18 protein-coding genes are annotated in these 21,355 nt (G+C 61.9%); 12 read left to right on the top strand and 6 right to left on the bottom strand.

Features of this window, described 5'->3' with window-relative positions; all coding sequences use genetic code 11:
* Positions 1–103 precede the first annotated feature (103 nt).
* Complete coding sequence (locus ACN5AZ_RS00485; RefSeq protein WP_419426883.1) at positions 104–1,804, bottom strand: peptide ABC transporter substrate-binding protein; 1,701 nt, start codon at positions 1,802–1,804, stop codon at positions 104–106.
* A gap of 363 nt (positions 1,805–2,167) precedes the next feature.
* Between ACN5AZ_RS00485 and ACN5AZ_RS00490 the strand changes: the two genes are divergently transcribed.
* The 9 genes from ACN5AZ_RS00490 (at position 2,168) to ACN5AZ_RS00530 (ending at position 14,100) form a co-directional block, all read left to right on the top strand.
* Positions 2,168–3,997: an ABC transporter ATP-binding protein gene (locus ACN5AZ_RS00490; RefSeq protein WP_419426884.1), complete on the top strand. Its 1,830-nt coding sequence runs from the start codon at positions 2,168–2,170 to the stop codon at positions 3,995–3,997.
* Positions 3,998–4,000: 3 nt separating this feature from the next.
* A complete protein-coding gene (argE, locus tag ACN5AZ_RS00495) occupies positions 4,001–5,161 on the top strand; it encodes an acetylornithine deacetylase (RefSeq protein ID WP_419426885.1) in 1,161 nt (386 codons plus the stop codon).
* A 136-nt stretch (positions 5,162–5,297) separates the two neighbouring features.
* Complete coding sequence (locus ACN5AZ_RS00500; protein ID WP_419426886.1) at positions 5,298–6,458, top strand: M20 aminoacylase family protein; 1,161 nt, start codon at positions 5,298–5,300, stop codon at positions 6,456–6,458.
* A gap of 77 nt (positions 6,459–6,535) precedes the next feature.
* Positions 6,536–7,336, top strand: coding sequence for a glycosyl transferase (locus ACN5AZ_RS00505; protein ID WP_419426887.1), 801 nt, complete (start codon positions 6,536–6,538; stop codon positions 7,334–7,336).
* 124 nt (positions 7,337–7,460) lie between these two features.
* A complete protein-coding gene (gene fabF / locus ACN5AZ_RS00510; protein WP_419426888.1) occupies positions 7,461–8,723 on the top strand; it encodes a beta-ketoacyl-ACP synthase II in 1,263 nt (420 codons plus the stop codon).
* A 64-nt stretch (positions 8,724–8,787) separates the two neighbouring features.
* Positions 8,788–9,945: an endolytic transglycosylase MltG gene (gene mltG, locus ACN5AZ_RS00515; RefSeq protein ID WP_419426889.1), complete on the top strand. Its 1,158-nt coding sequence runs from the start codon at positions 8,788–8,790 to the stop codon at positions 9,943–9,945.
* 269 nt (positions 9,946–10,214) lie between these two features.
* Positions 10,215–11,576, top strand: a complete 1,362-nt coding sequence (cysS, locus tag ACN5AZ_RS00520) for a cysteine--tRNA ligase (protein ID WP_419426890.1) — start codon at positions 10,215–10,217, stop codon at positions 11,574–11,576.
* Positions 11,577–11,705: 129 nt separating this feature from the next.
* Positions 11,706–13,322 carry a citramalate synthase gene (cimA, locus tag ACN5AZ_RS00525; protein WP_419426891.1) on the top strand — a complete coding sequence of 539 codons (1,617 nt, stop codon included), beginning with the start codon at positions 11,706–11,708 and terminating at the stop codon, positions 13,320–13,322.
* A gap of 1 nt (position 13,323) precedes the next feature.
* On the top strand, positions 13,324–14,100 hold the full coding sequence (locus tag ACN5AZ_RS00530; RefSeq protein ID WP_419426892.1) for a squalene/phytoene synthase family protein: 777 nt from the start codon (positions 13,324–13,326) through the stop codon (positions 14,098–14,100).
* On the opposite strand, the gene ACN5AZ_RS00535 is transcribed toward ACN5AZ_RS00530, so the two are convergent.
* Positions 14,097–15,314: an MFS transporter gene (locus ACN5AZ_RS00535; RefSeq protein ID WP_419426893.1), complete on the bottom strand. Its 1,218-nt coding sequence runs from the start codon at positions 15,312–15,314 to the stop codon at positions 14,097–14,099. The genes ACN5AZ_RS00530 and ACN5AZ_RS00535 overlap by 4 nt on opposite strands.
* A 125-nt stretch (positions 15,315–15,439) precedes the next feature.
* Between ACN5AZ_RS00535 and ACN5AZ_RS00540 the strand changes: the two genes are divergently transcribed.
* Both ACN5AZ_RS00540 and ACN5AZ_RS00545 read left to right on the top strand, forming a co-directional pair.
* Positions 15,440–16,072, top strand: a complete 633-nt coding sequence (locus ACN5AZ_RS00540; protein WP_419426894.1) for a DNA-3-methyladenine glycosylase family protein — start codon at positions 15,440–15,442, stop codon at positions 16,070–16,072.
* Positions 16,073–16,164: 92 nt separating this feature from the next.
* Complete coding sequence (locus tag ACN5AZ_RS00545; protein WP_419426895.1) at positions 16,165–16,830, top strand: alpha/beta hydrolase; 666 nt, start codon at positions 16,165–16,167, stop codon at positions 16,828–16,830.
* A gap of 39 nt (positions 16,831–16,869) precedes the next feature.
* Here ACN5AZ_RS00545 and ACN5AZ_RS00550 read toward each other — a convergent pair whose 3' ends face one another.
* Positions 16,870–17,565 (bottom strand): fumarylacetoacetate hydrolase family protein, encoded by a 696-nt coding sequence (locus ACN5AZ_RS00550; RefSeq protein ID WP_419426896.1) that lies wholly within the window; start codon positions 17,563–17,565, stop codon positions 16,870–16,872.
* A gap of 271 nt (positions 17,566–17,836) precedes the next feature.
* Between ACN5AZ_RS00550 and ACN5AZ_RS00555 the strand changes: the two genes are divergently transcribed.
* Entirely contained in the window at positions 17,837–18,421 is a 585-nt protein-coding gene (locus tag ACN5AZ_RS00555) for an HNH endonuclease (protein WP_419426897.1), read from the top strand.
* A 68-nt stretch (positions 18,422–18,489) separates the two neighbouring features.
* On the opposite strand, the gene ACN5AZ_RS00560 is transcribed toward ACN5AZ_RS00555, so the two are convergent.
* The 3 genes from ACN5AZ_RS00560 to ACN5AZ_RS00570 all read right to left on the bottom strand — a co-directional run bounded on the left by ACN5AZ_RS00560 (position 18,490) and on the right by ACN5AZ_RS00570 (position 21,281).
* Positions 18,490–18,990: a bactofilin family protein gene (locus ACN5AZ_RS00560; RefSeq protein ID WP_419426898.1), complete on the bottom strand. Its 501-nt coding sequence runs from the start codon at positions 18,988–18,990 to the stop codon at positions 18,490–18,492.
* On the bottom strand, positions 18,980–20,287 hold the full coding sequence (locus ACN5AZ_RS00565) for a DUF5930 domain-containing protein (RefSeq protein ID WP_419426899.1): 1,308 nt from the start codon (positions 20,285–20,287) through the stop codon (positions 18,980–18,982). The genes ACN5AZ_RS00560 and ACN5AZ_RS00565 overlap by 11 nt, the downstream gene beginning before the upstream one ends.
* 193 nt (positions 20,288–20,480) lie before the next feature.
* The gene (locus ACN5AZ_RS00570; protein WP_419426900.1) at positions 20,481–21,281 is read right to left on the bottom strand and encodes a ferritin-like domain-containing protein; all 801 of its coding nucleotides are present in this window, start codon (positions 21,279–21,281) and stop codon (positions 20,481–20,483) included.
* Positions 21,282–21,355 lie beyond the last annotated feature (74 nt).

Below are 21,355 nucleotides of genomic sequence, written 5' to 3' on the forward strand. Positions count from 1 at the left end.
GATATTCTGGTGCGGTCGGGTTTTTGTCGTGTCGCGAGGCAGGGTCAACCCCGCCTCGCGTTTGATTTTCAGGTGGCACCCGCAGGCACCACCTTAGGAGGGATCACTCCTCCATGCGGTACCAGTCAGCGGCGTTCCACAGTTCCGAATCCCACACGTTCAGGACGACACCGCCCAGCGTGTTGGAATGTGCGGACAGGCGGCCACGGTGCACCAGCGGGATCATCGCGCCACGCTCATAAGCGATCTGGCTCAGCTGACGGCCGATTTCCTGACGCTTTTCGATGTCGGCGGTCTGCGACAGCTCGAGGTGCAGCGCGTCGAATTCCTCGTCACAGAAGCGCGAGATGTTCTCGCCCTGCCACTGGGTTTCGGGGCGCGGTGCCTTGTCGCACAGACCGTTGCCCAGATAGGCCTGCGGGTCGGTGCCGTTGAAGGTGTTGGCGTACATTTCCACGTCGGCGTAGAACTTCTGGAAGGTGTCGGGGCTGCCTGCGTCGCCGCCGAAGAACACGGAACCGTCCACGTTTCGCAGTTCGGTTTCGATGCCGATTTCCGACCACCATTCCTTGATCAGCGCCTGGAAATCCTGACGGACGGCGTTGGTCGAGGTCTGGTACAGGATGCTCAGCGGCACACCGTCTTTTTCGCGGATGCCGTCGCCATCGGTGTCGACGATGCCTGCTTCATCCAGCAGCGCCTTGGCGCCTTCGATGTCCTGCGTGCCGCAGTCCTCGTTCTGGTAGGCGAATGCCTCGGGTGCGGGCACCCAGGAACAGGACACTTTACCGGCCTGACCGTAGCCGACTTCGACCAGCAGCGGGCGGTCGATGGCCATGGACATCGCTTTGTAGACGGCCGGCTCACCCAGGAAGGGGTGCGGACGGATCACGGAACGCTCTTCGGCGCTCAGCGACGGGTCGGGGTTGGTGTTGTTGAGCATGATACGCTCAAGCAGCGGGCCAAAGCCTGCCACGGGGACGCCCATGCCGCCTGCTTCCATTTCGGCAACCACATCGGGGGCCAGCTGCAGGTTCCATGCGTAGTCGAATTCGCCGGTCTGCATGACCGCGCGGCCTGCGCCTTCGGCATCGCCGCCACCTTTAAAGGTGACCTTGGCAAAGGCGGGCTTGGCCGGGTCACGATATTCGGGGTTGGCCGACAGCGAGATCACATCGTTGGGCTTGAAGTCGTCGACCACAAACGGACCGGTGCCGATCGGGTTGAAGTTCTGCTCGGTGCAGGTGGAGGCCGCAGCGCCAAGGCAGGCTTCGAACTGGGCTTTCTGCAGGATCGGGCTCTCGCCGCCGACGAAGGCGGTGTAGGGGTAGGGGGTCGCTTCTTTGAAACTAACCACCACGGTCAGGTCGTCGGGCGTTTCGACGGATGCGACCGGCTCGAATTTGGTGACCTGCGCGCAGCCGCCTTCGGGGTGGGTGCAGTATTCATAGGTGAATTTCACGTCAGCCGAGGTGAAGTCGCTGCCGTCGGACCATTTCAGACCGGGGGTGATTTTCCATGTGATCGATTTGAGATCTTCGGAAATGCCGCCGTTCTCAACAGTGGGGATCTCTTCGACCAGCCACGGAACCAGCTCGCCCTTTTCGTTGAAGCGCGCGAGCGGTTCGATGATCAGCGAGGCCGATTCGACGTCCTTGGTGCCGCCGGACAGGAACGGGTTCAGGATCGAAGGCGCTTGCCAGTAGATGATTTTGACTTCGCCGTCAGAGCCACGCTCGGCAAAGGCTGCCGGCGCGAGTGCCATCGACGCGACGGCGCCCAGCATTAGGGATTTCAGAGTCATTCGTCTCTCCATGTTGGTCGGGGCCATGTTTGTCCGGCCCGCTTGTTAACTGAGGGGACGCTGCAATCGGCGCGTGTCTGTGACAAGCGGCAAACAAATAGACAGCTGCAATCCCCCGAGTACCCGCTATCGAAAACTGCCAACGCCTAAAATGCAAGCATTCGCGATGCAAAGGCGGGCGCTTTTTTGACCACGTGGTCAGGTGATTGGCATGCGAATGCGGGTTTTGCGCCGCCTTCCAAGGGGTTTTGGCCTTTTTTGTATGGGGGCGCGGCAGGGATCCGGTTGCATCCCCGGAACAGTTCCGGCTTTACACCTGCGCAAAGTCGCGCCTAGTTTTTAGGCCTGCAAGGGGAGCATCATATGCTGGACGACACCGATACAGCCATCGCGCGGATTGAAAACCTTCGGGTGGAATTCCAGACCAAGGCGGGCACCGTCGCGGGGGTCGAGGACGTTTCCTTTGACATCGGTCCGGGCGAGACGGTCTGTGTCGTGGGCGAATCGGGTTCGGGCAAATCGGTGTCCTCGCTGTCCTTGATGCGGTTGATCGAATACGGCGGCGGCACGATCGCGGGCGGGCGACTGGTCTTCGACAGCCGCGATCATGGCGAAATCGACCTCGCGACGCAGGATCAGGGCCGGATGCGCAATATCCGCGGCAATGAAATCGGCATGATCTTCCAAGAGCCGATGACCGCGTTGAACCCCGTCTTCACCGTGGGCCGCCAGTTGACCGAAGGGCTGCGCGTGCATCGCGGCATGTCCAAATCCGAAGCACGGGCCGAGGCGTTGAGCCTGCTCAAACAGGTGCGCATCCCGGAACCGGAGCGCCGTCTGGACCAATATCCGCACGAGCTGTCAGGCGGCATGCGCCAGCGGGTCGTGATCGCCATGGCCTTGGCCTGCAAGCCGCGCCTCTTGATCGCCGACGAGCCGACAACCGCGCTGGATGTGACCATTCAGGCCGAAATTCTGGCGCTGATCGACCGGCTGAAACGTGAAACCGGCACCGCCGTGATGTTCATCACCCATGACATGGCCGTCGTGGCGCAGATGGCGGATCGCGTGGTGGTCATGTTCCGCGGCAACAAGGTTGAAGAGGGCACTGTTCAGGAGATTTTTGAAAGCCCCAAGCACCCTTATACCAAGGCGCTTTTGGCCGCTGTCCCGCGTCTGGGAGAGATGAACGGCACCGATTTGCCCGCCCCGATGAAGCTGGTGGGACAGGCGGATCAGAACACCGATCCGATTCGCGGCAGCGATGAGGTTCTGCTGAAGGTGGAAAACCTCACCACCCGTTTCCCGGTCAAAGGTGGGCTGATGCGGCGGACCGTGGCCAATGTCCACGCGGTCGAGGATGTCTCCTTCGAGGTGAAGAAGGGACAGACGCTCAGCCTTGTGGGCGAATCGGGCTGCGGGAAATCCACTGCAGGCCGTTCTCTTTTGCGACTGGTGGAGCCGCTGTCGGGCAAGATCAATCTCGACGGCACAGATGTGATGTCCCTGTCGCAGTCCGGACTGCGGGACGCGCGCCGCGAAATGCAGATGATCTTTCAGGATCCCTTTGCCTCGTTGAACCCGCAGCTGCAGCTGGCCGACCAAGTGGCCGAGCCGCTGGTCAATTACGGCGTCGGCAGCCGTTCGGAACGCGATGACCGCGTGGCGATGCTGTTTGACCGTGTGGAGCTGCCGCGCAGTTTTATGCAGCGCTACCCGCATGAATTGTCCGGTGGTCAGCGGCAGCGGATCGCGATTGCACGGGCCTTGGCACTGAACCCCAAGCTGATCGTAGCGGACGAGGCCGTGTCAGCGCTTGATGTGTCGGTGCAGGCGCAAGTGGTGAACCTGATGATGGAACTGCAGGCCGAGCTGGGGCTGGGCTATGTCTTTATCAGCCACGACATGGCGGTGGTCGAACGTGTCAGCCACACGGTCGGCGTGATGTATCTGGGCCGGATCGTCGAGATCGGTCCGCGCCGCGCGGTGTTCGAGGACCCGCGCCACCCTTATACGCAGGCCTTGATGAAGGCCGTTCCCATCGCGGATCCGCAGCGACGCAAATCCGCCAAGGATCTGAACTTCAAGCCTATTCCCTCGCCCATCCACCCTGTTGGTCACGCGCCGGAACCCTCTGCCTATCAAGAGGTCAACCCGGGCCATTTCGTTCTGACGACCGACAGCGGATACTAAAACATGCCAGACCGTCTTAGCCCGCGCGCCATTCTGGAACGTCTGGTGGGATTTCCCACGGTCAGTAATCAGCCCAACCGTGCCCTGATCGATTGGGTGGCGGATTATTTGTCCGGCCATGGCATCACGCCGCAGGTGATCGACAAACCCGGTGCGCCGGGATGGAAAGCGCTGTTTGCCCATGTAGGGCCGCAAACGCCCGGCGGGGTTGTGTTGTCGGGTCACACGGATGTGGTGCCCGTCGAAGGACAGGCGTGGTCGAGCGATCCTTTTGAGATGGTTGAACGCGACGGTCGTCTGTACGGGCGCGGCGCTTGTGACATGAAAGGGTTCGACGCGCTGGCGATCTGGGCCTTGGTCGAGGCGCAATATGCAGGCGTCTCGCGTCCGCTGCAGCTTGCGCTGAGCTATGACGAAGAGATCGGCTGCACTGGCGTGATCGACCTGATCGACGCGATGGCAGAGCTCACGCGCGCTTCTGACGTGATCGTGGGCGAGCCTACGATGATGAAAGTCGTCACCGGCCATAAGGGGGGCTTGTCCTTCTGGGTGCATTTTCACGGGTTCGAGGTGCATTCCTCTATCCTGCACACCGGCGTCTCCGCGATCATGTGGGGGGCCAAGCTGATTGAATGGGCCAACCAGATGAATGATGCGGCGGCCCGCCGCGTTCCTGCAGGTATGGCTGCGTCCTTCGACCCGCCGTACACGAATGTACACGTAGGCCCGATTTCCGGCGGCACCGCGCATAACATCACCGCCAAGGACTGTTCGTTCGGCTTGGGCTTTCGCGTGGTTCCGGGCGAAACGCTCGACCAGTATCGCGATGATTTAATGCGTGAAGTCAAGGCGTTAGAGGCGCAGATGAAAGCCGTCCGCGAGGAGGCGTGGATCGAGGTCACCGAACGGTTCACCCTGCCGCCCTTTGCACCCGTACAGGATAATACGGCTGAAGGTCTGGCCCGTCGTCTGACCGGAGACAACTCCGACAATTTCGTCAGCTACGCGACCGAGGCCAGCCATTTCCAGACCGCCGGCTACAAGGTCGCGGTCTGCGGTCCGGGCTCTATCGGTGTGGCGCATCAGCCCGATGAATACCTCAGCCTGTCGCAGCTTCAGGCGGGGGAGCAATTCATGCGCGATCTTGTCGCGGATCTGTCCTGACGGGTGCGCAAAGAATCGACATATAAGCTCTTTTGATCAAACATACTGCGGCAGATGCTTGCGCTTGGCATGTATCTCGCTAGGCTCCGCGCCAATGGCCGAAGGGCCGCGCAAGACACGCTCATAGGAGACAGATATGCCCGTCAAAAATCGTTTCGCCGAACTTCAGGCCGAGATCACAGAATGGCGCCGCGACATCCACCAACATCCTGAAATCCTTTTTGAAACGCATCGCACCAGCGCTTTGGTTGCGGAGAAATTGCGCGCCTTTGGCTGTGATAATGTGGTGACGGGGCTGGGCCGGACCGGGGTGGTCGGCGTGATCAAAGGCCGCGGGTCGAGCGATAAGGTCATCGGTTTGCGCGCGGACATGGATGCGCTGCCAATCCACGAGACCACGGGGCTGGACTACGCGTCCAAGACCGACGGGGCCATGCATGCCTGCGGCCATGACGGCCACACGGCGATGCTGTTGGGGGCCGCGCAGTACCTTTCCGAGACCCGCAACTTTGATGGTACGGTCGTGGTCATTTTCCAACCTGCCGAAGAGGGCGGCGGCGGCGGCAAGGAGATGTGTGACGACGGTTTGATGGACCGTTTCGGCATTCAGGAAGTCTATGGCATGCACAACTGGCCGGGCATGCCCGTGGGGGCCTTTGCAATCCGTCCGGGCGCGTTTTTTGCAGCGGCGGACCATCTGGAGATCACCGTGACGGGCAAAGGTGGCCATGCGGCGAAACCGCATGAGACAGTGGATCCGACCGTATGCGCCGCGCAGATTGTTACGGCGTTGCAGACAATTGCCAGCCGCAACGCCGATCCGGTCAGCCAGATCGTCGTCTCGATCTGCTCGTTCCAGACGTCATCTAAGTCCTACAACGTGATCCCGTCCTCGGTCGAGCTGATGGGGACCGTCCGCACGATGTCCAACGAAAACCGTGACTTGGCGGAAAAGCGGATCGCGGAAATCTGTAACGGCGTGGCCTCGGCCATGGGGGCAGAGGTCGACGTGCGCTACAAACGCAACTACCCGGTCATGGCAAACCACGCCGATCAGACCGAATTCGCGGCCGATGTGGCACGCTCCGTGGCGGGCAAGTGTGACGAGGCACCGCTGGTCATGGGCGGCGAGGATTTCGCCTTTATGCTCGAAGAACGTCCCGGCGCCTATATTCTGGTGGGCAACGGCGACACCGCCCCGGTGCATCACCCGGAATACAACTTCAACGACGAGGCCATTCCGGCGGGCTGTTCGTGGTGGGCGGAAATTGTCGAGCAGCGCATGCCGTTGAACTGACGACAACGGGGGGCGGTGTGCCGCCCCCTGTTTCTTTCGCTCTGGCGGTGGCGGGCGCGGGGCGATACACAGCCGCTATGACCCAGACCGTCAATATCATGTGCATCAAGTGGGGCACGCTCTTTGGCCCCGAATATGTCAACCGCCTGTATTCAGGTGTACGGCGCAACATCAGCCGCCCTGTCCGGTTCATTTGCATGACCGAGCACGGCGAGGGGCTGCACCCCGACATCGAAGTGATCGATCTGCCGAACGAACCCTATGCCGAGCCGATGAATGCGGCCTTGGCGGTGGCGAACCGGCAAGGTGCCATGCGCAAAACATCGCTGTTTCGCAAAGGGTTGATCCCCGATCTTGAAGGCCCTGTTTTGGGGTTTGATCTGGACGTGGTGATCACGGGTAATCTGGATGACATCCATGATCTTGCACCGGGCACTGTCGCGATGCGCCATGACTGGACCGAAAAACGCAAGGGCCGTCCCACAGGGCATGGGTCTGTGTTCCGGTTTGATCCGGCGGAGCACGGGTTTCTGTACGATGAGCTCGCGCAGAACCCCTATGCAGAGGTGGAACAGGCCCGTGGGTCGGAGCAGCGCTATACCTCGCACAAGGCGATGGATCGCGGCGTTTTCACATATATTCCAGAGGATTGGGTGGTGTCGTTCAAGTATGACTGTAACCCGTTCCCGACCAACTATTTGCGCGCGCCGCGTCTGCCTGACGACGCGCGGGTCGTGTGCTTTCACGGGCGTCCGAAGATGACCGATGCCATCGACGGCTGGACCGGCTCTGTCATCCGGTATTCCAAGCCCTGCGGCTGGCTGCGCGATCACTGGATCGACCGGGCGCGCGCCGATTTAGGGGATAAGTGGGCCTAGCCCAATGTTTTCGAGGGTGTCGTAATGCTGCCGATCCACTGGCGCGGTGAACGGCATCCCCTTGCTCCCGCAGACAAATGCACTGTATGAGCAAGGCCATAGTTTTATAAAGGAGAGCAGCGTCATGGCACGTCGCGTTGTCGTCACCGGACTGGGATTGGTCACGCCGCTGGCCTGTGGTGTGGAAGAAACCTGGAGCCGTCTGTTGGATGGCCAGTCGGGCGCGGGCACGATCTCGCGCTGGGATGCCAGCCATCTGGCCACGGATTACGCCTGCGAGGTGCCCTTTGGGGATGGCTCCGATGGCACCTTTAACATCGACGATTGGATGGACAAGAAAGAGGCCCGCAAGGTCGATACGTTCATCCAGTTCGGGATTGCCGCCGCAGAGCAGGCGGTCAAGGATTCAGGCTGGGCACCCACCGACGAAGAGGACCTTCTGCGCACCGGCGTGCTGATCGGGTCGGGCATCGGTGGTCTGGCGTCGATTGCCGACACCGCTGTGATGATCAAGGAAAAGGGGCCGCGTCGCGTGTCCCCGTTCTTTATCCCGGGCGCGCTGATCAACCTGATTTCCGGCAACGTGTCGATCCGGCACGGGTTCAAAGGGCCGAACCATTCCGTCGTCACCGCCTGCTCGACCGGCGCACATGCCATCGGTGATGCGACCCGTTTGATCAAATACGGCGATGCGGATGTTATGGTTGCCGGTGGGGCCGAGGCCGCGATCTGCGAAATCGGCATCGCGGGCTTTAACGCCTGCAAAGCGCTGTCGACCAAGCGCAAGGACGACCCCAAGGCGGCCAGCCGTCCCTATGACGCCGACCGCGACGGTTTTGTCATGGGCGAGGGCGCAGGCGTTGTGATCCTTGAGGAATACGAACACGCCAAGGCGCGCGGCGCCAAGATCTATGCCGAGGTCTGCGGTTACGGTCTGTCCGGCGATGCCTATCACATCACGGCCCCGTCCGAGGATGGCGAAGGCGGCGAGCGGTCCATGAAAGCGGCGCTGAAGGACGCGGGGATCGACCCGTCGTCGCTGGACTACATCAACGCCCACGGCACATCGACAATGGCCGACACGATCGAGCTTGGCGCAGTTGAGCGTTTGCTGGGCGAGGCGGCCGCAAAGGTCACCATGTCCTCGACCAAATCGGCGACGGGCCACCTGCTGGGCGCTGCTGGCGCGATCGAGGCGATCTTTTCGATCCTTGCGATCCGCGATCAGGTCGCGCCGCCGACGATCAACCTCGACAACCCGGCCGTGGAGACGGCCATTGATCTGGCTCCGAATGCCAAACGAGAGCGGGACATCGCCTATGCCTTGTCCAACAGCTTTGGTTTTGGCGGGACAAATGCCAGTGTCATTTTCGGCAAGGTAGACTGAGACCCGAATGGGGCAGGCCCCCGACCTTTGCGGGTCGGGGCGCACAGACAAAAGGGCATTTATCATGTGGCGCAGTATCGCCTCTAACGCGTTGACCTTGATGGTTGTCGCGTTGTTTCTTTTTGGTGGCATCCTGATGTGGGCGCGCGGTGAATACAGTGCCGAAGGGCCGCTTGCCGCACCGATCTGTCTGGAGGTCCCGCGCGGGTCCAACATGCGTCGCGTGTCGGACAATCTGTCAGAGCAGGGCGCGGTGTCCAGCGGGTTCATGTTCCGCGTCGGTGCCGATTACGCAGACAAGACATCGCAACTGAAGGCGGGCAGCTACCTGATCCCCGAGGGGGCGTCGATGGCGGAGATCACCGATGTGATCACCCGCGGCGGCGCATCGACCTGTGGCACCGAAGTGGTTTACCGCATCGGTGTGACCCGTGCGACGGTTCAGGTCCGTCAGATCGATCCGGCGACCGGGCGCTATGAAACGATGGCGCAGTTTGACCCGGCCTCGGAAGAGGCGCCGGCGGAATACACCGAAGTGCGCGAGGCAGGTGACACCCGCTACCGCGTGGCCCTGGCCGAGGGTGTGACCAGTTGGCAGGTGGTCGAGGAACTCAAAGCGATCGATATTCTCGAAGGCGAGGTGGAGGTGCCCGAAGAGGGCAAGCTTGCGCCGGACAGCTACGAGGTATCGCCCGGTGACAGCCGCGCCAGCGTGCTTGAGCGGATGGAGACGTCGCAGGAGCGTATCCTGGCCGAAGCCTGGGCGAACCGCGCGGATGGCCTGCCGTTGGAAACCCCCGAAGAGGCGCTGATCCTTGCCTCGATCATCGAAAAGGAAACCGGAAACGCCGAGGAGCGTGGGGTGGTTGCGTCGGTGTTCACCAACCGTCTGGAACGCGGGATGCGGCTGCAGACCGACCCGACGGTGATTTATGGTGTGACCGAAGGCAAGGGCGTGCTGGGACGAGGTCTGCGCCAATCCGAGCTGCGGCGGGAAACGCCCTGGAATACCTATGTCATCGCCGGTCTGCCGCCGACCCCGATTGCCAACCCCGGTCGCGCGTCGATCGAGGCGGCGTTGGATCCCGACAACACCGACTACATCTATTTTGTCGCGCGGACGCTGGATCCGTCGGACGGGCACCTGTTTGCGGAAACGCTGGACGAGCATAACCGCAATGTCGCGGCCTATCGCGCGCTGGAGCGTGCACGCGACAACTGAGGGATGAATGGGTCGGGGCGGCTCTCTTGGCTGCGCCAATTCGCCCGCCCACCGACCCATTCGCCACGACAGAAGCAGCTCCCGAGGGGGCTGCTTTTTGCGTTGGGGGCTAGGCAGGCAGGGGAAAGGTTGCTAACACCGCAGCATGAACCGCGTAGCCACCATCATTTGCTGCATTACCCGCTGAACCATTCGGCGGGCCGGTCTTCTATTCCCTCTCAGAGTTGAAGTTGCTAAGCCCGCCGGGAGCCACCGCCCGAGGACGTGCCATGGATATCAAGCTGACCAATTCCCGGACCCGATCGAAGGAGGTCTTTGCCCCGATCGATCCGAATAACGTGCGCATGTATGTCTGTGGCCCGACGGTCTATGACCGCGCTCATCTGGGCAACGCGCGTCCGGCGATTGTGTTCGATGTGCTGGCGCGACTTCTGCGCCACGTCTATGGCGCGGATCACGTGACTTATGTGCGCAACTTCACCGACGTGGACGACAAGATCAACGCCCGGGCGGCCGAGAGCGGCCGGTCGATTGCGGATATCACCGCCGAGACCACGCAATGGTATCTTGATGACATTGGCGCGGTCGGGGTTCTGGAACCCGATCACATGCCGCGCGCCACCGCATATATCGCCGAGATGATCGCCATGATCGCAGGGCTGGTCGAGAGCGGCCATGCTTATGCGGCTGAGGGGCATGTCCTGTTCGCGGTCGACTCGTGGAAAGACGGCTACGGCGCGCTGTCGGGGCGGTCCTTGGACGATATGATCGCAGGCGCGCGGGTTGAGGTCGCGCCCTATAAGCGCAATCCGATGGATTTCGTTTTGTGGAAGCCGTCGGATGCGGACACGCCAGGGTGGGACAGCCCTTGGGGACGGGGACGGCCCGGTTGGCATATCGAATGCTCGGCCATGTCCAAAGCTTTGTTGGGTGAGGTGTTCGACATTCACGGCGGCGGCAATGATCTACTGTTCCCGCACCATGAGAACGAGATCGCGCAAAGCTGCTGTGCGAACGGGACCGACCGGATGGCCAATGTCTGGCTGCACAACGAAATGCTGCAGGTCGAGGGCAAGAAAATGTCCAAGTCCTTGGGCAATTTCTTTACCGTGCGGGACCTTCTGGATCAGGGCGTTGCCGGTGAGGTGATCCGTTTCGTGATGCTGTCGACGCATTACCGCCGGCCTATGGACTGGACGGCGGAGAAGGCGGCTGAGGCCGCGATGCATCTGAGGAAGTGGTATGCGTTGGTTGACGGGGTGGCACCGGGGAAGGCTGACGGCGTTGTCGCGGCATTGGCCGATGATCTGAATACGGCGGGCGCCATTGCCGAACTGCACCGTTTGGCGGGGCTCAAGGATGCGGCCGGATTGCGGGCAGGCTTGGCCGTGATGGGGTTGATCGGTGAGGCCGTTCCTGATTGGGCCAAGACGCCGGATGTGGACCTGTCGCGCTATGCTGCTCAACTGGCTGCGGCGCGGGATGCCGCGATGCAGTCGAAGGATTTCTCGGCGGTGGATGCACTCAAGCAAGCGTTGGTCGCCGCAGGGGTGGAGGTGCGCATGTCCAAGGCCGGTGTCGAACTGGTGCCGGGCGCGCAGTTCGATGCCTCCAAGCTGGACGCGCTGTGACGTCGGGATGTTTGTGGGGCGGCGTTGTGTTCCGGCCCACCGCGGCGCGTTTGAGGCGCGTGGGAATTAGGTATTTGGACCAAGGAAAAGCAGGGGACGTGGTGCGCGGCCCTGAGGGGGGAGCCGGTGATGGGGCGTGAGAAGCTTTACCTGTATGACACGACGTTGCGGGATGGGCAGCAGACGCAGGGTGTACAGTTTTCCACCGCGGAAAAGTTGAAGATCGCGGCGGCGCTGGATGCCCTGGGTGTAGATTACATCGAAGGAGGCTGGCCCGGGGCGAACCCGACAGACTCGGCGTTTTTTGAAGAGGTGGGTGACACCCGCGCGCGTCTGACGGCCTTTGGCATGACGAAGCGGGCAGGGCGGTCTGCAGATAATGACGATGTGCTGGCTGCGGTGATGAACGCCGGAACCGGATCCGTGTGTCTGGTGGGCAAGACCCATGATTTCCATGTGACGACGGCCTTGGGGATTTCGCTGGAGGAGAATGTCGAGAATATCCGGGCATCGGTGGCGCATGTTGTAGCCCAGGGGCGGGAGGCTTTGTTTGATGCGGAGCATTTCTTTGACGGATACAAGGCGAACCCTGAGTATGCGTTGACTTGTTGTCGTGCAGCGTTGGAGGCCGGCGCGCGGTGGATCGTGCTGTGCGATACCAATGGCGGGTGTTTGCCGAATGATATCGGGCGGATCGTGACCGAAGTGATCGAAAACGGGGTGCCGGGTGCACGATTGGGCATCCACACGCACAATGACACGGAGATGGCCGTCGCGGGCAGTCTGGCAGCGGTCGATGCGGGCGTGCGGCAGATACAGGGGACGCTGAACGGATTGGGTGAGCGCTGTGGCAATGCCAATCTGACCGCCTTGATTCCCACCTTGTTGCTCAAAGCGCCTTATGCTGACCGGTTCGAGACCTCTGTGACCGTGGAGGCGCTTGAGGGGCTGACCCGGGTGTCGCGTATGTTGGACGATGTTCTGAACAGGGTGCCATCGAAACAGGTGGCCTATGTTGGATCGTCGGCCTTTGCGCATAAGGCGGGCTTGCATGCGAGCGCGATCCTGAAGGACCCTTCGACCTATGAACATGTGGATCCAGCGCTTGTGGGCAACCGGCGGGTGATCCCCATGTCCAATCAGGCGGGGCAGTCGAACCTGCGCCGCCGTCTGTCGGAGGCGGGGCTCGAGGTAGCGGCGGGCGATCCGGCACTGGCGCGGATTCTGGAGCGGGTCAAAGCGCGGGAGGCCGAGGGGTATTCCTATGACACGGCGCAGGCGTCTTTCGAGTTGTTGGCGCGAGAGGAACTGGGGCAGTTGCCCGCATTCTTCGAGGTCAAACGCTATCGCGTGACGGTCGAGCGGCGCAAGAACAAGCATGACCAGATGGTGTCGCTGTCGGAGGCTGTCGTCGTGGTAAAGGTCGACGGTGAAAAGAAAATGTCGGTGTCCGAAAGCATGGATGATGTGGGCAGTGATCGTGGGCCGGTCAACGCGTTGTCAAAGGCACTGGCCAAGGATCTGGGGCGCTATCAGCATATCATCGACGACATGCGGCTGGTGGATTTCAAGGTGCGTATCACCCAAGGCGGCACCGAGGCTGTCACGCGGGTGATCATCGACAGCGAGGATTCCTCGGGGCGGCGGTGGGCCACGGTGGGGGTGTCGGCCAATATTGTCGATGCGTCCTTTGAGGCTCTGCTGGATGCGGTGCGCTGGAAGCTGGTCCGGGCGGAGGCGGTCTGAGGTGATCGAGGAAGGCTCCGATCTTTGGAATTGTGCGGTGCAGGTCGAACGGTCTGATCCTGAACGGTTTGCCACGGTCATGGCGGCCCCGGTTGCGGCGCGAGCCGTTCTGTTCCCGATCTACGCCTTCAACGCAGAGGTGTCGCGGGCGCCCTGGGTCACGGCTGAGCCTATGATCGCAGAAATGCGCCTGCAATGGTGGCGTGATGTGCTGGATGAGATCGCCACTGGCGGTCCGGTGCGCCGACACGAGGTGGCCACGCCGTTGGCTGCTTTGCTGGACAAAGAGGCCTGTGCGGTTCTGGACGCGTTGATCGAGGCGCGACGGGCGGATATCGAACGCGCGCCCTTCGGGGATGAGGCGGCGTTGTGGGCCTATCTGGAGGCCACCGGCGGTGGTTTGATGACCGTATCTGCGCGCGCTTTGGGGGAGCCTTATGGCCGTCGGGCGCAGGCGGCGGGGACGGCTTTGGCGCTCGCCAATTACCTGCGCGCCGTGCCAGAGCTGGAGGCGCGGGGCAAGTTGCCCTTGCCCGATGGGCGGCCGGAGGCCTTGCGCGCTTTGGCACAGCGGGGATTGGATCTGCTGCAGCAGGCGCGTCGGGCACCGGGCGTCAGCGGCACGGCGCGTGCGGCTTTGATGCCGGCGTCGATCGCGGGGGCCATGTTGCGCCGTGTTCGGGCGCGGCCCGCGCATGTTGCTGACGGGACGGTCATGCCGCCGGAGGCTGCGGTTCGCTGGGCGCGGCTGCGGGCCAGTTTGCGCGGCGGGTTCTAGACCTCCGAGGGTGATTTTGGCCGCAACCACAGCCAGATGAGTGCGGCACCGGCAAGGGCGAGAAACGGGATCATGGCCAGATTGACCGAGGCCCAGCCCGCCTGCGGCGCGCCCCCGGAACAGTTCATCAACCCGCCAGAGGCGAGGGACGCGAAGGTGACCGCGCCGAAAACAATCAGATCGTTCAGCCCCTGCATCCGTCCGCGCTCATGCGGGGCATGGGCACCGGCCAGCATCGATGTCGCCCCGATAAAACCGAAGTTCCAGCCGATCCCCAGCAGAACAAGGGCTACAAAAAACTGATCGAGCGCCACGCCGGACAGTCCGACCAGACCGGCACAGGCAAGAATGGCAAGGCCAATGGCCATGATCCGTTCCACACCAAACCGCGCAATAAGATGGCCGGTGAAAAAGCTGGGCGCGAACATGGCCAGCACATGGGCCGTGACCACATTGGCGGCATCCGACGTCTCGTACCCGCAGCCCACAACGGCGAGGGGGGTGGAGGTCATAACCAGGTTCATCAGCGCGTAGGAGACCGCACCGACGATGACCGCCACGGCGATGCGCGGTGTGCGCAGCAGTTCCAGACGGCTGCGCCCTTTGGGGGCATCTTCCTCCGGCACAGGAGGCTTGGGAATGTCGAGGAACAGGAACAACAACGCGCCCACAAGGTTGATCGCAATGACGGCCGCGTATGTTCCGAGGAAAGGGATGACATAGCTGTCAGCGGTCAGTTTGACCAACTGCGGGCCAATGATGGCGGAGGCCAGACCGCCTGCCATCACGTAGGAAATCGCTTTGGGCCGAAAGTCATCCGACGCGGTATCGGCTGCGGCAAAGCGATAAAACCCCTGCGCCGACATATAGACACCGGTCACCAGACTGCCGAGCAGGAATATCCCGAAAGACGCGGTGAACAAGCCGTAAGCACCAATGGCCCCGCCGAGCGCACCGCTCATCGCGCCCAGAACGAACCCTGCACGCCGCCCATACCGCTGCATCATGGCAGAGACCGGCGTGGCCGCCAGCATGGACCCCAACACGATCAGCGAGATCGGCAGGGTGGCAAAACAGGGGTTGGGCGCAAGGCTTTGCCCCGCCAGACCGCCGATGGTGAAAATCATCGGCATCTGCGCGCCTAGGATAGCCTGAGCCAGAACCAGAACGGTGACATTGCGGCGGGCGCGCGGGGCGGGAGCGGTGATCGTCATGCGCAATTGGTAGGAGCGCGGGCGAGACGGCGCAAGGCATCATTGGCGCGAAACCTTACACAAGTCAGCTATCTATGCGCAGGCTTCGGGTTGACGGGGCGGGTCGAGCCGTCGAAACCGGTTGTATGACCATTGGACGTATCATTGAAACCGACGCCTGTGTGGCCGAAGGCGCCGCGTGGCTTGCGGCGCAGGAGCCGCGATTTGCCCGTGCTTTGACCGCGACAGGCCCCTTGCCATTGCGGCGCAGACCCGACGGGTTTGCGCAAGTGCTCAGCGCGATCGTCAGCCAACAGGTCAGCGTGGCCTCGGCCCGTGCAATCTGGGCCAAGATAGAGACCGCGGGCGTGACCACCCCTCGGGCGGTGTTGACGGCGGGCGAGGATGAGCTTCGTGCGCTTGGTCTGTCGCGGCAAAAGGCGTCTTATGCGCTGGCATTGGCCGAGGCGGGCATCGACTTTGACGCTTTGCGGCATTTGCCCGACGCTGACGTGGTGCGCATCCTGACCGCTGTCAAAGGCATCGGTGTCTGGACGGCCGAGATCTACGCCATGTTCAGTTTGGGGCGGGCGGATGTCTTTGCGCCCGGCGATCTGGCGTTGCAAGAAGGCGCGCGCAGCCTGTTTGAGCTGCCCGAGCGGCCCAAAGAGCGCGCCCTACGCCAGATGGCGCTGGATTGGTCGCCGTGGCAATCCGTGGCGGCGCGCATTTTGTGGGCGTGGTATCATGTGGAAAAACAACGCGAAGGCATTGCCTGAGCCGTAAAATCCTGCTCGCAGTCATAGGCCAAGCGCGGTATCGCTTGTGTCAAAGCCGGCTTTGGACCGGCGCTGCAGAAAGGACCGACGCAATGACACGGGTTTTGAAAACCGAACGCAAAGAGCCTGTTTCCGGGGATACGCGGTCCTGCGTGGTCTTCCTGCATGGCTACGGGGCCAATGGCGCGGATCTTCTGGGGCTTGCCGACCCTTTGGGGGAACATCTGCCGGATACGCTGTTTGTGGCCCCCGATGCGCCTGAAAGCTGCGCGGGCGCGCCATTCGGGTTCCAATGGTTCCCGATTCCGTGGATCGACGGCTCCTCGGAAGAAGAGGCCATGGCGGGCATGACCCGCGCGGTGGATGATCTGAATGCGTTCCTAGACGCGCTGATGGTAGACGAGGATCTGTTGCCGGAACAGGTCTGTCTGTTCGGCTTCTCTCAAGGCACGATGATGAGCCTGCATGTTGGTCCGCGGCGCGAGGATGAACTGGCGGGGATCGTCGGGTTTTCGGGGCGTCTGCTGGAACCGGAGCTGTTGACGGACGAAGTGCAGACAAAGCCGCCGGTTCTTCTGGTGCATGGGGATCAGGATGACGTGGTGCCGGTGCAATCCTTGCCTGACGCCGCAGAAGCGCTGCAAGCGGCTGGCTTCAAAGAGGTTTTCGCCCACGTCATGAAGGGCACCGCCCATGGCATCGCGCCCGACGGCCTGTCGGTTGCACTGGCCTTTATCCGCGACAAATGCGGCTTTTGATCGGGTGACGGCGGGCCTGCGACAGGCCCGCCCATGACCTCAGGCGCGCGGCCCGATGGTGGTGGTCAACGCCCCAAGCCCCGCGATTTCGACCACGCAAATATCGCCGATGGTCAGGCTGCCAACGCCTGCGGGCGTGCCGGTCATGATCAAGTCGCCCGGCGCCAGCGCCATGCTGCGCGACAGGATCGAGACCACCTCTGGCACCGACCAGATCATATCGGTCAGATCGCCGGTTTGGCGCAGGACCCCGTTGACCCGCGATGTGATGGCCCCTTGGGCCAGATGTCCGGTGCGGCTGACGGGGTGGATCGGTCCGATGACGGCGGCATTGTCGAAACCCTTGCCCCAGTCCCACGGGCGGCCCAGCGATTTGGCTTCGGCCTGTAGATCGCGGCGGGTCAGGTCATTGCCGACCGCATAACCCCAGATGTAGTTCAATGCGTCCGCCTCGGGGATATCGACCCCGCCTTTTCCGATGGCCACGACAAGCTCACCTTCGTAGTGCAGATCCTCGGTCTGGGGCGGGTAGGGCAGGGTGGCCTGATCGGGGGCAATCGAATCTGCCGGTTTGGTAAAGAAAAACGGCGGTTCGCGGTCAGGATCTTTGCCCATCTCACGCGCATGGGCTGCATAGTTTCGCCCGACACAGAAGATCCGTCGGATCGGAAAACGTGCGCTGTCGTCAATGACGGCGGCACTGGGCTGCGGCGGGGGCGTGATGACAAATTCCATCGAAGCGGTCCTTCCAATAGATGCTGCGCGCACATTATGCGGGGGCGGCCACAGGCGCCAGCCCTGCGCGTTGTGTATCAAACTGTGGATAAATGCTGGGGCTGCCTGTCATGTAGCCGTAACAGAATCGTCTTACGCCATTGACCAACCACTTTATATGTCAGGCTTGCCATGGGTGATCCCCGAGATATAGTGGTTGCATAGGCTGGGGCGGGGTGCTCCCGCTCTGGTGTTTCGGGCAGAAGCAGACAGGGCGAAGGACGAGTCACCCATGGACGGCGATTTCAGGACAAACTTCGTAAGAGAACAAGGCGCCTTGCGTCAGCATCCGGCGCTGGTGTTGAATGCGGATTATCGGCCGCTGTCGTATTATCCGCTGAGCTTGTGGACCTGGCAGGAAGCGGTCAAAGCGTCCTTTCTCGACCGCGTGGACATTGTTGCGGAATATGACGAAGTGGTCCGCAGTCCCAGTATGGAGATACGCATACCCAGTGTGGTCGTCCTGAAAGATTTCGTAAAACCTCAAAAGCGCGTGGCCTTCACGCGCTTTAATTTATTTCTGAGGGACGAATTCCGCTGCCAGTACTGCGGGACCAAATCGGATCTGACTTTTGACCATGTGATCCCCCGTGCGCGCGGCGGGATCACCAGTTGGGAAAACGTCGTCGCCGCCTGCGCGCCCTGTAACCTTCGCAAAGGATCCAAAAGCCTACGCCATTCCGGGCTGTCCCTACGCAAGGTGCCGCGTCAGCCCACAGCGGGTGAGTTGATGAACATGGGCCGCCGCTTTCCGCCCAACCACTTACACGAAAGCTGGATGGATTTCCTGTATTGGGATGCAGAACTGGAAGCCTGATCTGTGCCACCTAATGCAAAAAGCCGCCCCGGAAGGGCGGCTTTGTCATGTGCGTGATGGGGAAGGGGTTATCCCTGAGCAGGGTCTGCCGCGACGGCACCTGCGGCGGCTGCGCGCGCCTTGCCACCGTTCAGGGGATCGTCCTGACGCTGAACCGACCCCTCGAAATGGGCGCCGGATTCGATGGCGATGGTCTTGTGGATAATGTCACCTTCGACGCGCGCGGTGGCGGTCAGGCGGACCTTCAGGCCACGGACGCGGCCAACAATGCGGCCATTGATGACGACGTCATCCGCGATGACTTCACCCTTGATGGTTGCGCTTTCGCCGATGGTCAGCAGGTGGGCGCGAATGTCGCCTTCCACGGTGCCTTCGACCTGAACGTCGCCGGTGGTCTTGATGTTGCCGGTGATGTGCAGATCAGCCGACAGGATCGACGCCGGCGGCTTTGCCTTGGGCGCGGAAGGTTTGAAATCGCCTGCGGACGGTTTCGGGGATTCGGGCACGGACGGCTTTGCAGCAGTGTCGCCGCCGGGACCGGGTTCGTTGATTTTGCTCTTAGAAAACATCGTTCGCAGCCTTGATATAAGTCATCGGATTGACAGGTTTTCCGCCGACGCGGACCTCGTAGTGCAGGTGGGTCCCGGTCGATCGTCCAGTGTTTCCCATATCACCGATACGCTGCCCGCGCGAGACCCTTTGGCCGACCTGAACGCGAATTTTCGACATATGCGCGTACCGCGTCTCGATGCCGAATTCGTGCTGGACCTTGACCAAACGGCCATAGCCCGAGGACCAACCGGCGTGAACGACCACACCATCGGCGGTAGAGTAGATCGGTGTGCCATGCGGCGCGGCAAAATCGGTGCCAGCGTGCAGGCGACCCCAGCGGTAACCAAAGCCCGAGGTGAAGCGGAACGGATCCTTCAGCGGCGAGGCAAAGGGCGCCTTTTGTGCCGCGATGCGATACAGGTTCAGCCGGTCCATCTGGTTCAGGATACGGTTGGCGCGCAGGGTGTCTGCCGAAGGCGCGTCCCCACGGGTGGAAAAGGACAGCGGCGCCATCGGGCCACCCTGACCGGAATATCCCTTGCGCACCTGGCTCAGGATACGGTCGGGGTCCATGCCGGCCTTTTCAAACATTTTGTCGAGCGGTTTGACCGAAACGGTCATCGCGTCTTCGAGCTGGCGGAAGATGGTGTCGTTCTTGTCCTGCATCTGCTCGATCTCGGCCTGCATTTCAGCGGCGCGGACCAGAGCGGCCTGTGCGTCTGCCACAACGCGGTCGCGTTCGGCAGCGGTGCGGGCCAGTGCATCGGACAGGATGTCCATTGTGCCGTCGTCTTGTGCGGCACCGGCGAGGGCGACACCGCCTTCGACCTGCTCGGTCAGGTTGGCCAGTTGGTCGGCAACCTCCTCGCGTTCTTTCATCGTGTCGCGCAGCGTGGTCTGGATCACGTCAATGCCGGTTTCCAGCTCGCGGCGGCGGGTCTCGGAATCCAGCAGTTCGCTTTGCATGGCCGAGATCTGTTTCAGCGCGGCGTTGAACCGGTCCTGCGCGGCCACGGCTTCTGCGGCGCGGCTGTCGCGTTCGCCGGACAGGGCATTGAGCCGTTGCTGATAGGTGATCTGTTCGCGCTTCGCCTGTTCGCGGAAGTTACCGGCGCCGATGGAATCCATCAGCAAAATGGCGGTGGCGATTGTTGTCCAAGAGATCAGAAGCACCGCGCCTGTGAAACCCACGGCCTGTGTGCCGGATTTCAGGCGGATAAACCGCGTGTCGGTATCTGATCGGAGGAAAAGTCGACGCTCCGGAAAGAAGCGTTCGAGAATTGCATGTGTTTTTATTGCCAGACGTGTTCGCACCCTGACCGTCCCTTTGTTGTCCCCGTTCCGAGCCAAAGGTCCCCCAACCCGGCTTCAAGGGAAGGGCTTACCGGCGTGGGGCAGTTGGTGCAACATTTTTGGACCTTACCCGACGGTCGATGGGCGAGAAGCGGCCAAATGGGCGGTATTTTGCCCATTTGCTGCGGATTCAAGGGCTTCGCTTCGGGATAAGTCAGGTTAACGGCCAGTAAAAGTCCGGCGGCAGACCGGCTTCGGCGCGCTTTTCCTCGTTAAAGGGCGGCTTGAGGTTGCCCTTGAAATACTTGCGGACGAGGCTGTGAAAGGCGTCTTTTGGGTCTTCGTCATGGCGCCCGCACAGAAAGTGGAACCACTTTGACCCGTAGGCCACATGGCCGACCTCTTCGGCGTAGATCGTCTCCAGCGCGGAGACGGCAGAGGTCGCATCGGCCTTGCGGAAGATGTCAATCATGCCCGGCGTGACATCCAGCCCGCGCGCCTCCAGCACCATGGGCACGACGGCAAGGCGGCCCATGAAATCATCGATGGTGTCCTCTGCGGCGCGCCACATGCCCGCATGCGCCGGCAACGCGCCATAGTGGCTGCCCAGCTCTTCAAGACAGTCACACATCAGATTGAAGTGTTTGCTTTCCTCGTCGGCGGATTTGACCCAGTCATCGTAAAAGCCAATGGGCATCTTGATATGGGCAAAGCGCGGAATAATATCCCAATGCAAATCCACGGCATTCAGCTCGATATGGGCCACGGCGTGCAGCAGGGCGATCCGGCCTTGCGGGCTGCCGGGTTTGCGTTTGGGCACATCGCGCGGGTTCAGAAGCTCGGGCTTTTCAGGTCGCGCGGGACGCAACGGCGGCTTGGCCGCGCCGATCTCGATCGGCGTGCCGGCGTCGCGCGCCGCGAACCACTGCGCGGCGTAGTCTCGGGATTTGGCGGTCTTTTCGCGACCGTCCGCGGTGGTCAGAACATCCACCGCCATTTGGCAAAGCGTCATCATGGTGGCGATGTGCCACGGCGCAGGGGCAAATGGCAATATCGCAGGCAACGGGCGCGGCAGAGGGGTGTCCACCG

This window comes from Sagittula sp. SSi028 (assembly GCF_048553715.1).
GTDB lineage: Bacteria > Pseudomonadota > Alphaproteobacteria > Rhodobacterales > Rhodobacteraceae > Sagittula.